The 14,374-nt window shown below is 30.4% G+C and carries 16 protein-coding genes; 12 read left to right on the top strand and 4 right to left on the bottom strand.

Annotated elements, in window-relative coordinates; translation table 11 throughout:
• Positions 1 to 123: 123 nt before the first annotated feature.
• Positions 124 to 1,131 (bottom strand): 3-oxoacyl-ACP synthase III family protein, encoded by a 1,008-nt coding sequence (locus tag ACSHW5_RS12820; protein ID WP_435676536.1) that lies wholly within the window; start codon positions 1,129 to 1,131, stop codon positions 124 to 126.
• A 184-nt stretch (positions 1,132 to 1,315) separates the two neighbouring features.
• On the opposite strand from ACSHW5_RS12820, the gene htpG reads away from it, so the two are divergent.
• The 9 genes from htpG to ACSHW5_RS12775 all read left to right on the top strand — a co-directional run bounded on the left by htpG (position 1,316) and on the right by ACSHW5_RS12775 (position 10,287).
• Positions 1,316 to 3,220 carry a molecular chaperone HtpG gene (gene htpG, locus ACSHW5_RS12815; protein WP_435676535.1) on the top strand — a complete coding sequence of 635 codons (1,905 nt, stop codon included), beginning with the start codon at positions 1,316 to 1,318 and terminating at the stop codon, positions 3,218 to 3,220.
• Between the two features lie 144 nt (positions 3,221 to 3,364).
• Entirely contained in the window at positions 3,365 to 3,730 is a 366-nt protein-coding gene (locus ACSHW5_RS12810; RefSeq protein WP_435676534.1) for a hypothetical protein, read from the top strand.
• A 78-nt stretch (positions 3,731 to 3,808) separates the two neighbouring features.
• Positions 3,809 to 3,985 (top strand): hypothetical protein, encoded by a 177-nt coding sequence (locus ACSHW5_RS12805; RefSeq protein WP_435676533.1) that lies wholly within the window; start codon positions 3,809 to 3,811, stop codon positions 3,983 to 3,985.
• Positions 3,986 to 4,095: 110 nt separating this feature from the next.
• Positions 4,096 to 4,908 (top strand): amidohydrolase family protein, encoded by an 813-nt coding sequence (locus ACSHW5_RS12800; protein WP_435676532.1) that lies wholly within the window; start codon positions 4,096 to 4,098, stop codon positions 4,906 to 4,908.
• Positions 4,909 to 5,282: 374 nt separating this feature from the next.
• A complete protein-coding gene (locus ACSHW5_RS12795) occupies positions 5,283 to 6,044 on the top strand; it encodes an SMI1/KNR4 family protein (RefSeq protein WP_435676531.1) in 762 nt (253 codons plus the stop codon).
• Between the two features lie 242 nt (positions 6,045 to 6,286).
• The gene (locus tag ACSHW5_RS12790) at positions 6,287 to 7,018 is read left to right on the top strand and encodes a DUF3800 domain-containing protein (protein ID WP_435676530.1); all 732 of its coding nucleotides are present in this window, start codon (positions 6,287 to 6,289) and stop codon (positions 7,016 to 7,018) included.
• A gap of 501 nt (positions 7,019 to 7,519) precedes the next feature.
• Entirely contained in the window at positions 7,520 to 8,419 is a 900-nt protein-coding gene (gene ypfJ, locus ACSHW5_RS12785) for a KPN_02809 family neutral zinc metallopeptidase (protein WP_435676529.1), read from the top strand.
• 79 nt (positions 8,420 to 8,498) lie between these two features.
• Positions 8,499 to 9,737, top strand: coding sequence for a DEAD/DEAH box helicase (locus tag ACSHW5_RS12780; RefSeq protein ID WP_435676528.1), 1,239 nt, complete (start codon positions 8,499 to 8,501; stop codon positions 9,735 to 9,737).
• A gap of 34 nt (positions 9,738 to 9,771) precedes the next feature.
• Positions 9,772 to 10,287, top strand: a complete 516-nt coding sequence (locus ACSHW5_RS12775) for a GNAT family N-acetyltransferase (RefSeq protein ID WP_435676527.1) — start codon at positions 9,772 to 9,774, stop codon at positions 10,285 to 10,287.
• On the opposite strand, the gene ACSHW5_RS12770 is transcribed toward ACSHW5_RS12775, so the two are convergent.
• From ACSHW5_RS12770 to ACSHW5_RS12760, 3 genes are read right to left on the bottom strand one after another with little or no spacing between them, the layout of a single operon-like run.
• On the bottom strand, positions 10,284 to 10,970 hold the full coding sequence (locus tag ACSHW5_RS12770) for an RluA family pseudouridine synthase (protein ID WP_435676526.1): 687 nt from the start codon (positions 10,968 to 10,970) through the stop codon (positions 10,284 to 10,286). The genes ACSHW5_RS12775 and ACSHW5_RS12770 overlap by 4 nt on opposite strands.
• Positions 10,971 to 11,007: 37 nt before the next feature.
• Positions 11,008 to 11,619, bottom strand: a complete 612-nt coding sequence (gene yihA / locus ACSHW5_RS12765; RefSeq protein WP_435676525.1) for a ribosome biogenesis GTP-binding protein YihA/YsxC — start codon at positions 11,617 to 11,619, stop codon at positions 11,008 to 11,010.
• Between the two features lie 32 nt (positions 11,620 to 11,651).
• A complete protein-coding gene (locus ACSHW5_RS12760) occupies positions 11,652 to 12,410 on the bottom strand; it encodes an alpha/beta fold hydrolase (protein WP_435676524.1) in 759 nt (252 codons plus the stop codon).
• 202 nt (positions 12,411 to 12,612) lie between these two features.
• On the opposite strand from ACSHW5_RS12760, the gene mraZ reads away from it, so the two are divergent.
• From mraZ to ACSHW5_RS12745, 3 genes are all read left to right on the top strand, one after another.
• Positions 12,613 to 13,080: a division/cell wall cluster transcriptional repressor MraZ gene (gene mraZ / locus ACSHW5_RS12755; RefSeq protein ID WP_435676523.1), complete on the top strand. Its 468-nt coding sequence runs from the start codon at positions 12,613 to 12,615 to the stop codon at positions 13,078 to 13,080.
• Entirely contained in the window at positions 13,067 to 13,966 is a 900-nt protein-coding gene (gene rsmH / locus ACSHW5_RS12750; protein ID WP_435676522.1) for a 16S rRNA (cytosine(1402)-N(4))-methyltransferase RsmH, read from the top strand. The genes mraZ and rsmH overlap by 14 nt, the downstream gene beginning before the upstream one ends.
• 79 nt (positions 13,967 to 14,045) lie before the next feature.
• The gene (locus ACSHW5_RS12745; protein WP_435676521.1) at positions 14,046 to 14,372 is read left to right on the top strand and encodes an FtsL-like putative cell division protein; all 327 of its coding nucleotides are present in this window, start codon (positions 14,046 to 14,048) and stop codon (positions 14,370 to 14,372) included.
• The last annotated feature ends 2 nt before the right edge of the window (positions 14,373 to 14,374 follow it).

Below are 14,374 nucleotides of genomic sequence, written 5' to 3'. Positions count from 1 at the left end.
TTGGTAATATTTTAGTTTTAAAATTACTTTTTTTTGATGCTCATTCCAAAGAACAATTTACCAAACGGATGTCAGTCAGAGCTTGTCGAAGACCTTTTTAATTATATTAGGAAAGTAAAAAAATTACCAACGTATAATTACACTTCCCCAAGTAAAACCACTACCAAAGGCAGCTAAAACAACCAAATCATTGTCTTTTATTTTACCCAATTCCCAAGCTTCTGTTAATGCTATAATTACAGAAGCAGCGGTAGTGTTTCCATATTTCATAATATTGTTATATACTTTATCATCGGGTAATCTAAATTTACGTTGTATAAATTGAGCAATACGTAAATTTGCTTGATGCGGAATTAACATATCAATATCGTCTTTCTGCAAATTATTTGCTTTTAAACCTTCTACAATGGCTTCAGAAAAACGGGTTATGGCGTGTTTAAATACAAACTGACCATTCATATAAGGAAAATAAGAAACATCATCTGGATCATTTTTTTCTAAAATTTCTGGCACCCAACGTTGGGTAGATGGTCCTTCTAAAACCAATTCTTTGGCGTGTTTTCCTTCCGAATGTAAATGAGAAGATAAAATACCTTTGCCTTTTTCTTCACTTCGTGATAAAACTGCGGCTCCTGCGCCATCACCAAAAATAACAGAAACATTTCTTCCTCTTGTAGAGCGTTCTAAGCCGCCAGAATGGTTTTCTGCGCCAATTACTAAAACATTTTTGTACATGCCTGTTTTTACAAACTGGTCTGCTACAGACATTGCATAAATAAAACCAGAACATTGGTTACGCACATCTAAAGCGCCAATAGTTGGCATCTCTAACATGTCTTGCACTTGAACGCCACCTCCTGGAAAATACATATCCGGACTTAAAGTTGCAAACACAATAAAATCGATATCATCTTTTGTTAAACCTGCTCTTTCAATAGCAATTCTTGCTGCTTTTGCGCCCATAACAGCCGTAGTATCTTCTGTTTTAGGATCTATCCAACGTCTTTCTTTTATTCCTGTTCTTTCCTGAATCCATTCATCAGAAGTGTCCATAAACTCTTTTAAGTCGTTATTGGTAACAACATTCTCTGGAACATAATAACCAAGTCCGGTGATTTTTGAATTATACATAATTAAATATTGTTTATTTTGATTATTTGCAAACTTGTAATACGTAAAAGTACTAATTTACAAAAACAATAAAGATAGTTGTCAATAAAAAAATATTTCTGTCATCTTGTCATAAAAAGCGCTTTGGTATTTTTTTTGACTAATCTTAATCAGAATTAATAAATTAAAAAAACACAAACATAAAATGGCAAAAGGAAATATTAATGTATCAGTAGAAAATATTTTTCCACTTATTAAAAAATTCTTGTACTCAGATCACGAAATATTTTTACGTGAATTAATTTCTAACGGAACAGATGCAACTTCTAAACTAAAGCACTTAATTGCTATTGGTGAAGCAAAAACCGAATTGGGTGATGCTAAAATTGAAATCAGCATAGATAAAGATGCGAAAACAATTACCATTAAAGATCAAGGTTTAGGAATGACTGCCGATGAGGTTGAAAAATACATCAACCAAATTGCATTTTCTGGAGCTGAAGAGTTTTTAGATAAGTATAAAGACAATGAAGCAGGAATTATTGGTCATTTTGGACTTGGTTTTTACTCTGCTTTTATGGTTGCAGAAAAAGTAGAATTAATTACAAAATCTTTTAAAGATGCACCAGCTGCTCATTGGACATGTGATGGTTCTCCGGAGTTTACCTTAGTCGAAAGCGATAAAGCAGACAGAGGAACAGAAATTGTTTTACACATTGCAGAAGATTCTTTAGAGTTTTTAGAAGAAAGTAAAATTGAAGGTTTATTAAACAAATACAATCGTTTTAACCAAGTGCCAATTAAATTTGGAACAAAAGAAATTAACGATCCTGAGTTTACACCAGCAACTACAACAGATGCTGAAGGTAAAGAAACAACAGAGGCGCACAAACAAATTACAGTTGATAAAATTATCAACAACACAGAACCTGCTTGGACAAAAGCGCCTGCAGATTTAAGTGATGAAGATTATGAAAACTTTTACAGAGAATTGTATCCAATGCAATTTGAAGAGTCTTTATTTCACATTCATTTAAATGTAGATTATCCTTTTAACTTAACAGGAATTTTATTCTTTCCCAAGTTATCTCCATCAATGGATGTACAAAAGGACAAGATTCAATTATACCAAAACCAAGTTTTTGTAACGGATAATGTAGAAGGAATTGTTCCAGATTTCTTACAAATGTTAAAAGGTGTGATTGATTCTCCAGACATTCCTTTAAACGTTTCTCGTTCTGGTTTACAAGCAGACGGAGCCGTAAAGAAAATTTCTGGTTATATTACTAAAAAAGTAGCCGATAAATTAACTTCTTTATTTAAAAAAGACAGACCAGATTTTGAGCAAAAATGGAATGATATTAAAGTAATTATTGAGTACGGAATGTTGTCTGAAGATAAATTCTTTGACAAAGCAAAGAAATTTGCATTGTACCCAACAGTGGCTGATACGTATTTTACCTTTGATGAATTACTAGAAAAAACAAAAGATTCTCAGACTGATAAAGAAGGAAATCACGTTATTTTATATACATCAAACAAAGAAGCACAACACGGTTATATTCAAGATGCAACAGCAAAAGGATATGAAGTATTGTTATTAGATTCGCCTATTATTTCGCATTTAATGCAGAAATTAGAAGGATCTGGAGAAAAAATAAAATTCTCTAGAGTTGATGCTGATCATGTAGATAATTTAATTAAGAAAGACGATAATGTAATTTCTAAATTATCTGAGGAAGAAATTGCAACGTTAAAACCAATTATTGAAGGTGCTGTAAATTCTAAAACATATACAGTTCAATTAGAAGCAATGGATTCTGCTGCTTCTCCGTTTATGATTACAGTGCCAGAATTTATGCGTAGAATGAAAGAAATGCAAGCTTCTGGTGGTGGCGGAATGATGGGAATGGGTAATTTTCCAGACATGTATAACTTAGTGGTAAACACAAATAGCCCATTGGTTTCTGATATTTTAAATAATAAAGATGAAGCTACTCAGAAAGGTTTAATTTCTCAAGCTTTTGATTTGGCTAAATTATCTCAAAACTTGTTACATGGTGAAGAGTTAACAAACTTTATTAAGCGTTCTTACGAATTGATTAAATAAAAAAAAACGTCATTGCGAGTTTGCGAAGCAATCTGCAGGTATTTAGTATATTGATTCGTAAAATCGCAATCACAAATAAAAGCCTCTTTGTTATTTTCAAAGAGGCTTTCTTTTTAACATATTATTTTTATAAATAGATTTAAAATGCAACTAAAACATCTTTTTGTTTTTCTACTGATATTCTTCCTTTCGGTTGCAGAATCTACTATTTATGCTCAAGAAAACACGTCTAATTATTACCAATCAACAAAAATAATTCAGAATAAAAAGCTTCGATATAAAAACACTAAATATGTTGTTTTTAATAAAGACTTATTATCTAGTGCATATTTTCTTACTCTTTTCTTTCCTACCATTTGTTTAAAAAATGCTTTTCAAAAACAAATGAAACTTACTTTAAAACTACAAAAGCAATTGTATCAAAATATTGCTTTACTGTATAATCAACATATTTTCTTAATCAATAAAATTACTGCTAGTAATTCAATTTCTAATTTTTATATAGCTTAGAACTACATTTTTTTCTTAGCAAATGCTGAAAATGCATCAGATGATAAAACAATTGTCTCATCATTTATCATTATTAATATGTATAAAAATAAAAAATGTTTAGAAGAATCTAAACAAACAATATATTGGATAAAAAAGAAATTACTTTTAATTATTTCTGCATTTATGTTAGGAATGTCAAACTCTTTAAACAACGAAGATAAATCGGTTTTTGGAAGTCAAAATATTATTGAACAAAGAGATAAAAAAAATTGATAGAATAACATCAAAAAAATAAAATTACCTCAAAGCCTCTTTATTAAAACAAAGAGACTTATTTATTTTAATTTTGTTACTTTGGCTAATTAAATAACACATTATTTACAATGATTATAGACGTACATACCCACCTCAACAATTATCACGAAGACAGAGTAACTTCTATTAAAGAGAGTTTAGATTTACTTTCAAAAACAATGAAAGACAACAATGTAGATTATTCTTTGGTGTTATCTTCTTACAAAGTAAACGAGCATAGACCAAGTACAAAACAAGTTGTAGAAGCTGTAAAAGGATATAAAGATATAGGTGTTGTTGCTGGTATTAGTTACCTACATTATAATTACAAAGATGTTATTGAAATTAGTCAATATTTAAAAGATGGTCATATTAAAGGATTAAAATTTTATCCGGGTTACGAGCCTTTTTATCCGAATGATATTCGTTTTAAGTTGATGTATGAAATGGCTATAGAATATGATGTTCCTGTAATGTTTCATTCTGGAGATACCTATGCGCCAACAGGAAAAGTAAAATATTCGCATCCTTTACATATTGATGATTTAGCGGTAGATTACCCAGATTTAAAAATTGTAATTTGTCATGTTGGTAATCCTTGGATAAAAGATTGCATGGAAGTTGTTTATAAAAACAAAAACGTTTTTGCCGATATCTCTGGTTTGGTTTTAGGTGATTTTAACGATAAGTTTGAACGCTACATGAAAAAAGAAATCGAAGAAATGATAACCTATGCAGGCGATCCTAAATATTTATTATATGGTACAGATTGGCCAATTTCTAACATGAAATCCTATTTAAAATTCATGAATCAATTAGATTTAGCAGATGATAAAAAAGAATTAATTCTTTGGAAAAATGCAGCAGAATTATTTAAGATTGATGTTAATGATTTAAAATAATTATTTTGTCATGCTGAATTTACTTCAGCATTTTTTTTTATGATACCTAATCCTACTTGTGAAAACAGAAAGATTTTTGGTTTGATTTTGTCAAAAAATTGAATTAACTTCGTTTCACTTCTGATAAAATGAATGAAATTTTACTTTATCATTATAATTAGCATTCATTGCAGAACGTACTCAGAATTGAAAAAAACAAATAATTTTGACACGTATTCCGGTAAGTCTCATTCTAAAGCAGAATAAAATTATTAAAAGACTTTTAGCTGGTTACGGAATCGAAGCTTGGTTAAAAGACAACTTCGGTTACTCATGATTAATTTGAAGCCTCTACAAAACAAGAATTAAAAGAAATTATATAATAAGACAAGATAATGTCTAACAAAAAGAAAGGTCAGTTAACAGCAGCATCCGAATGGGCGAAACATCTTCGCAAATTTGGAAAACGTTTTTTTTGGAAGAAAGAACGATTTGCTGAAAAGACAATGATTAAAAACGAGGTAAAGGAGAGTAACCTATATAAATCGACAGAAAATGACACAAGCATAGAGGTTTTAAAAGAGAAGTTATCTGAACTAAAAAATCTCGACAAAAACTTTAGCATTTTTGGTTCGGAACATCATAGGTATAAATTTGATTCTCTTATTTCTGAAAAGGAAATTATAAGTTTCGAAAAGAAACACAGTTTTACGTTACCTAAAGATTATCGTGAATTTATGTTGGAATTTGGAAATGGCGGTTGTGGACCACACTATGGTTTATTTAGTTTAGAAAAAGGAATTTTAGACCTTCCACAAAATCCTAAACAGTCAGACATCATAAAACTTTCTAAGCCTTTTAGGTTTAAAACTATATGGAATATGGATAGCATAAAAGGCACTCTCGATTTTAAAGAGGAAGAATATGATAATTCTAAATGGGCCGATGGAATGTTGCGTATTTGCCATATTGGCTGTGGTGCTTTTGCAAATATAATTGTTACAGGAAAAGAAAAAGGTACTATTTGGATTGATGATAGAGTCTCTGAAGGCGGTATTTATCCTGTGAACAATTATAATAATACAGAAAAGAGATATAGTTTCACCGAATGGTATTTAAGTTGGTTGAATAACTCCATTACAGAATTAAAAAAATAAGTATCACCTTTAGTTTATTTTCAATTATATCTAAAATTGATCTACAAGATATAAGGGATTGAAAATTAGTCTTTTAAACCTGTACAGTTTGCAAATACTTTGTTAATTTAAGGAGGTTTATTGTTTGATTTTGTCAAAAAAATCAACTAACTTGGTTTCACTTCTGATAAGAAACGTTATAATGTTTCATATTGTTAGTGTTGTGATTCATACTCAAAAAAGACTAACACACATTAAAATTTATGACAGAAAAAGGGGATTATATTGTTTACGTTGATGAATCAGGAGACCACGGATTAAAAAACATAGACACCAACTATCCAATATTTGTTTTGACTTTTTGTTGTTTCAAAATATCTGATTATATAGAAAAGGCTGTTCCTAAACTTCAACACTTTAAATTTAAATATTTTGGTCATGACCAAATAGTTTTACACGAAATAGATATTAGAAAAACAAAAGAACCATTTAAATTTTTAAGAACAGACAGAGATTTAAGGGGAAACTTTATGGCAGATTTGTCAAAAATTATAGAAGACATACCTTTTAAGATTGTCCCAATAGTTATTGACAAAAGAAAACTTACATCGAAATATAACAAGCCATTTAATCCATATCACTTAGGTTTACGTTTTGGATTAGAGAAACTTAATCAGTTGTTGATATATAATGGTCAAGAAGGAAAAAAAATTTCTTTAATTTTTGAAAAAAGAGGAAATAATGAAGATAAAGATTTAGAACTTGAATTTTTGAGAATTTGTACTGAAAATGAACAATTTGGATACAAAAATATAAACTTTGGCAAAATGGTTTATAATTTTCTTATAGCAGATAAGAAGACTAATTCTAGTGGACTACAATTAGCTGACTTAACAGCACGTCCAATTGGATTGAAATATTTAAAGCCAACACAATTAAATAGAGCTTATGATATAATAGAAAGTAAAAAATATGGGTACAAGATATTCCCATAAAAACAAAATCCCCAGTATAGACCGAGGAAAAATGCCGACCGGGAAAAGCCCAATCCGTATACAAATATACATAATATATTTGTAATTACAAAAAAAGAGTAAAGTACGAAAGCATAACAAGGTGCATAAAATATAGCTATTACAGGCTTTCCGAAAGTTTTTTGTTTATTTATAAACTAGGTTATTTTTTTTAATTGGTTATATTTATAAAAGAAAATTAGACATAAATTTAAAAATTCGGCTCATGCTAAATTCGAAAAGTGAGTGTTTATTTATCCACCACTAATCCTAGCCAAACACGTTAAACGAACTTTTTTACAACTTTATTTCAAACACAAAACTAGTATCTACCTACTTTACTTTTGTAACTCTAAAATTTAACGTTAGAAAAAGAAATCATAAAAACATACTTACTTCTAAAAACTAAATTATATTTCACGAAGTATGTATTTTTTAAACTAAAAAATAAACAGTAAATTTATCTTTTTTAAATAGAGAAGTATGAAATGGCAAGGAAATAGAAAAAGTTCTAATGTAGAAGATAGAAGAGGTGCCTCTTCTGGCGGTAGTTCAGGTGGAGTTTTAGGAAGTTTAAGTCCGATGATAATAGGGCTTGTTTTAAAATTAGTTACTTCTAAAAAAGGATTAATTATTGTGGGTATTATTTTGGCTGTTATGTATTTTACAGGCAACAATCCGCTGCAATTACTTAGCGGAAATACAAGTAATCAAGTGCAAACTTCATCTACTTATAAAGGCACAGCAAAAGAAAATGAATTGGCAGATTTTAGTGCAACTATTTTAGCCAATACAGAAGATATTTGGAATCAAATAATATCGAATTATAGAGAGCCCACTTTGGTTATTTTCTCTGGAAGTGTAAACTCTGCTTGTGGAAGTGCGTCAAGTTCTACCGGTCCTTTTTATTGTCCTGGAGATGAAAAACTATACATCGATTTAAGTTTTTTTCAAGAAATGGAAAGTAAACTAAATGCTCCTGGAGATTTTGCGCAGGCCTATGTAATTGCGCATGAAGTTGGGCATCATATTCAGAATATTACAGGAATTAATAGAAAAGTACAAGACTTAAGAGGGCGTGTTAGTCAAACGGAATACAACAAATATTCTGTGATGTTAGAATTACAAGCCGATTTTTATGCAGGTGTTTGGGCGCATCATTCTCAAAGAATTAACAAAATGATGGAAAATGGCGATTTAGAAGAAGCATTAAACGCAGCACATGCAATTGGTGATGATCGTTTGCAAAAGAATTCTACTGGTAGAGTAGTACCAGATTCTTTTACCCACGGAACTTCTGCTCAAAGAATGCGTTGGTTTAAAAAAGGTTTTGATACAGGTGATGTAAATCAAGGAGATACTTTTAACGCTAGTTCTTTGTAGTTTTTTTACCGAAATTGTAATTGTAAAAACTTGTAAAACCATAGTCGCTTTTAAACTATCTTTGCAAGAAAAATACTTCATGCAGTTTTCTGAATTTCCTTTCAATAAATCAATCTTAAAAGCAGTTGCTGAAGAGAGATACCATACAGCAACCATTGTTCAACAAAAAGCAATTCCCTTAGTTTTAGCAAAAAAGAATGTGATTGTTTCTGCCCAAACAGGTACTGGGAAAACAGCTGCTTTTGCGTTGCCAATTATTCAATTGTTGTTTGATGCACAAGTTGAAGAAAAACAAAAGGAGAAAAAAATAAAATCGTTGGTGGTTACTCCAACGCGTGAGTTAGCGATACAAATTTTAGAAAACTTTAAAAGTTATAGCAAATACACAAATTTAAAAACTACAGCTGTTTTTGGAGGTGTTTCTTTAGAGCCTCAAAAAGAAGAACTTGCAAATGGAGTAGATGTTTTAATTGCTACACCAGGAAGGTTAATAGACTTGCAAATGCAAGGAGATATAGATTTAAGCGCTGTTGAAATTTTTGTGTTAGATGAAGCTGATTTAATGCTAGACATGGGCTTTATCAACGATGTAAAAAAGATAGAGAAATTATGTCCTAGAAAAAAGCAAACTTTACTTTTTTCAGCAACCATTCCAGAAAAAATAGATGAGCTTGCAAAAACGATTGTAAAACATTCTACCAAAATTGAAATTAACCCAGAACAGACTACGGCAAAAAATATTGGTCAGTTATTGTATTACCTTCCTAAAAAGAACAAAACTGATTTGTGTTTACTTTTGTTAAGAAACACCATAAATGGACGAATTTTAATTTTTAGACGCACAAAGGTTGGTGTTGATAAGTTAGAACAAACTTTGCTGAAAAATGATTACAAAGTAACAAGTATTCATGGTGATAAGTCTCAGGCAATCAGAAATAAAGCTATTGAAGATTTTAAAAATAAAAAAGCCAACATTTTAATTGCTACCGATGTTGCAGCACGTGGAATTGATATTAGCAATGTAGATGCTATTATTAATTTTGATATTCCGAATGTTCCGGAAACTTATGTGCATAGAATTGGTAGAACGGGTAGAGCTGGTAAATCTGGAATTGCATTTTCTTTTTGTTCTCCGGATGAGAACGCATATATTAAAACCATAGAAGCTTTAATAGAAAAGCCAATTAAAATAATTACAGATCATCCTTTTATTATTAATAAACCCAAGCACAAAAAACTACAACCAAATACAGTTAGTAAGAATAAAAAGGGTAGAAAATCTGATAATTCTAAGAAGAATAAAAAACGTTGGTATTAAGCTTTTTTTTTATCAATCTAAAATACTTTAGCATTTGCATCCTATAAAAAAAGCCACAGTTAAAGATGCTAAACTTTTATCTAAGATAGGCAAAGCTTCATTTATATCGTCTCACGGACATTCTGCATCTCATGAAGACATTCTTAATTATGTGGCTGATAATTTTAGCGAAAATAACTTTGTAAAAGAATTACAAAATAAAGAAAATCTATATTATTTAATTGAAAATAAAAATAATATAGTTGGTTATGCAAAGGTTGTTTTAAATGCAATTAATGAAAATATTACTGATAAAAATATTACTTTATTAAGTAGGTTGTATTTGTTAGAAGAGTGTTATGGCTTAAATTTAGGCAAAGAAATGTTTAAATTTTGTATAGAACTATCAAAACAAAACCATCAAAAAGGAATGTGGTTAGCGGTTTGGGTAGAGAATAAAAGGGCTATTAACTTTTATGAAAAAAGAGGTTTTGTTAAAGTGGGAACCTATGATTTTAAGATTTCTGAAACACATTACAATCCAAATTATATTTTATATTTAGAATTTTAGTTACACGCATTCCAGATTACATCTTTAGGTGTAGGGGCTGTAAGTGTAATTTTTTCTTTAGAAACAGGATGAATAAATTCAATTTTTCTAGCATGCAAACTAATGCTGCCGTCTTTGTTGCTTCTGTCAAAACCATATTTTAAGTCGCCTTTAATAGGGCTACCAATATGAGAAAGTTGCGTTCTAATTTGATGATGTCTTCCGGTTTCTAAATCAATTTCTACTAAAGAATAATTGTCTAGTTTTTTTATGACAACATAATGAAGCGTTGCTTTTTTGCTTCCTTCAATTTCTTTTTTGTAGACAAAAGATTTATTCTTTTTCGTGTCTTTTTTTAAGAAATTGGTTAAAGTATTACTTTTTATTTTTGGAGCGTTTTTTACAATTGCCCAGTAAGTTTTGTGAATGGTTTTATCGCGTAACATTTTATTTAAACGCTCTAAAGCCTTGCTGGTTCTTGCAAAAATTACAATGCCAGAGGTTGGTCTGTCTAACCGGTGAACCGTACCTATAAAAACATTGCCAGGTTTGTTGTATTTGTCTTTAACGTATTCTTTTACAACATCACTTAAAGGTTTGTCTCCGGTTTTATCGCCTTGCGTAATATCACCTGCTCTTTTATTGATAATAATAATATGATTATCTTCAAATAAAACCTGTAAATTTTCTTTTGTAGAATTCATGAAGTGAAAATTACTTTGAGCTTTAGGTGTTTAATGATTATTTAAAATCTTTTGCCACATCTTGGTTTACACCATCAATAAAATCTAAGAGTTCTTTTCTTCCTAAACTTGTAGAAGAAGATGTTAAAAATGATGTTGGTACTGCTTCCCAAAATTGCAGTAATTTCTTTTTATATTTGGTTATATGTTGGTTTAATTTAGAGCTTCCTAATTTGTCTGCTTTTGTAAAAACGATACAAAACGGAATCTGATTTTCTCCTAAGAATTGCATAAATTCGAGATCTATTTTTTGAGGATCATGTCTAGAATCTATCAAAACAAAAGTACATACTAATTGCTCTCTTTCTTTAAAATAGTTTTCTATAAAATATTGAAAAATAACTCTTTTTTTCTTTGAAACAGAAGCGTAACCATAACCAGGTAAATCAACTAAAAACCAATCTTCATTTATTAAAAAGTGATTAATAAGTTGTGTTTTACCAGGTTTACCAGAAACTTTGGCCAAATCTTTGCGCTCCATTAACATGTTTATTAATGAAGATTTACCAACGTTAGAACGTCCGATAAATGCGTATTCTGGCTTTCTGTCTTTGGGTGCTTTGGTAACATTACTGTTACTCATTATAAACTCTGCAGATTTTATTTTCATAAGAATTTTGCAATTTTTGCAAGAATTTTTTGCTATTTAGATGCTAGCCAGCTAGCTAGTATTTTATTGAATTCTTCTGGTTGTTCCATCATGGCAGCATGGCCACATTTGTCTATCCAAAATAAATCAGAATTTGGTAGTAATTTATGAAAATCCAAAGCAGCTTCTGGGGGTGTTACATTATCTTGTTTCCCCCAAATTAAACAAGTAGCTTGTTGCATTTCTGGTAAATCTTTGGCCATATTATGTCTGATAGCGCTTTTTGCAATATAGATAGTTTTTAGCGCTTTTACTCTGTCGTTAACAGTGTTGTAAACATCATCAACCAACTCTTTTGTGGCTATTTTAGGATCGTAAAAAACATCTTTTGCTTTTTGTTCTATGTATTCATAATTTCCTCTCTTCGGAAAACTATCTCCCATTGCTTTTTCATACAAACCAGAACTTCCGGTAAGTACAAGTGAGCTTACATTTTCTGGATATTGCTTTGTAAAATATAGGGCTATATGACCTCCTAATGAGTTCCCTAAAAGAATGGCTTTATCTATTTTTTTATGTTCTAAAAAATCTTTTAAGAACTTAGATAATTGTTTCACATTTGTTTTTAATAGTGGCAATTTGTATAAAGGCAATTCTGGTATTAAAACTTTGTAGCCATTGGAAGAAAAGTGATTAAAGGTAGTGTCAAAATTACTTAAAGCTCCCATTAATCCATGTAAAATAATGATTGCAGGGCCTTCGCCAGCTTCTGCGTATGTGTATTTTCCTTCTGTTGTTAACTTTTTAGTCATCGAATTTTTTTATTTCACTTCAAGGCAAATGTAACCCTTTTTTATGAATAAAATATCGTTTGCGTAAAACCCAAGTTTAAAATTATTTAGGTTTAATAAATACTTTTTTGTTAATAAATCTGTTATTTATTAACAAAGTGGTAAAAAGTGGTAAAAAGTGGTATTTTTTGTATATTTTTGATATCTATAAGACGTTTAATAAGTGATAAACCTAATTGGAACATACGAATGTAAGGCAGATGCTAAAGGAAGATTGATGATTTCATCAGCCTTTAAAAAGCAGTTGTCTAGTGTTTTGCAAGATGGGTTTGTAATAAAAAGAGCTGTTTTTCAACCTTGTTTGGAGTTGTATCCGATGGCAGAGTGGAATTTAATGATGGCGAAAATTAACAAATTAAATCGGTTTGTAAAAAAGAATAATGATTTTATTAGAAGATTTACTGCCGGTGTTAAAATGGTAGATGTAGATGCTACTGGTAGAGTTTTAATTCCAAAGGATTTAATTGATTTTGCAGGGATACAAAAACAAGTAGTTATGTCATCATCAGTAAATATTATTGAGATTTGGGATAAAGATAAGTACGAAAAGGCAATTGATGATGCGGCGTTAGATTTTGCTGATTTGGCCGAAGAAGTAATGGGAAATACAGAAGAAGATGAAATATCATAATCCGGTTTTATTGCATGAAAGTGTAGATGCGTTGGCAATTAAAAAAGCTGGTGTTTATGTAGATGTAACCTTTGGTGGAGGTGGTCATTCTAGAGAAATTCTAAAACAATTAGGGCCAGACGGTAAGTTGTTTGGGTTTGATCAAGATCCGGATGCGTTAGGAAATGTAATTGATGATGAGCGTTTTGTGTTGATTCCAGAAAATTTTCGATTTATATCGAGGTTTTTACGTTTTCACGGTATTAAAAAAGTAGATGGAATTTTGGCTGATTTAGGGGTTTCATCGCATCAATTTGATGAAGCAGAAAGAGGTTTTTCTATTCGTTTTGATGGTGATTTAGATATGAGGATGAATCAAAAGTCTAAAATATCTGCTAAAGAAATAATTAATGAGTATACAGAAGAGAAACTGGCTGAAATTTTGTTTTTGTACGGCGAGTTAAGAAATTCTAGAAATATTGCAAAAACAATTGTAGAGGCTAGAGAAAATGAAAAAATAGTAACAAGTTTTCAGTTAAAACAGGTGTTGCAAAAGTATTTGCCAAAGGCAAGAGAGCATAAAATATTAGCACAAATTTTTCAGGCTATTAGAATTGAAGTGAATGAAGAGTTAGAAGTGTTAAAAGAATTTTTGTTACAGGTGCCTAGTTTGTTAAAGGAGGACGGAAGGTTAAGTGTAATTTCTTACCATTCATTAGAAGATAGGTTGGTGAAAAGATTTATTAGAACGGGTATGTTTAGTGGAGAGCCAGAGAAGGATGTTTTTGGGAATATTACCGTTCCGCTTGAGAAAGTTGGTAAATTAATTGTTCCGCCAGCGGCTGAAATTAGCGTAAATAATAGAGCAAGAAGTGCAAAATTAAGAATAGCAACATTAAAAGTTTAAGGTTTTGTGTTTTGTGATTAACGTAGCGTGTTTGGATTACAAAATTTTGAATTTAGAACCTTATATATAGATTTTAAAAATGTCAAAAGTAAAAAAAGGAGTATATGATTTTTTACGGGGAAGTTTCCTAACGGATGATTCGGCTTTAAAAAATTGGCGGATAATCCTTTTTGTGGTTGCGCTGTTGTTAATTGTAATAGCTAGTGCGCATAGTGCTGATAAGAAAGTGATTAAAATATCAGTATTAAATAAAAAGAAAAGAGAATTAAAAGCAGTGTATATAGATACTGAAACCATTTTAACAAGGATGGAAATGGAATCTAACATTAGGGAAAAAGCAAAAATAAGAGGTTTAAAACCTTCGGAATCTCCTCCAAAGAAAATAAAAGTAACTATTAAAATTTAATA

This window comes from Polaribacter sp. (assembly GCF_051251875.1).
Classification (GTDB): Bacteria; Bacteroidota; Bacteroidia; order Flavobacteriales; family Flavobacteriaceae; genus Polaribacter.
Note: the sequence above shows the minus strand (reverse complement) of the source record. Positions and strands in the feature narration are given on the sequence as shown.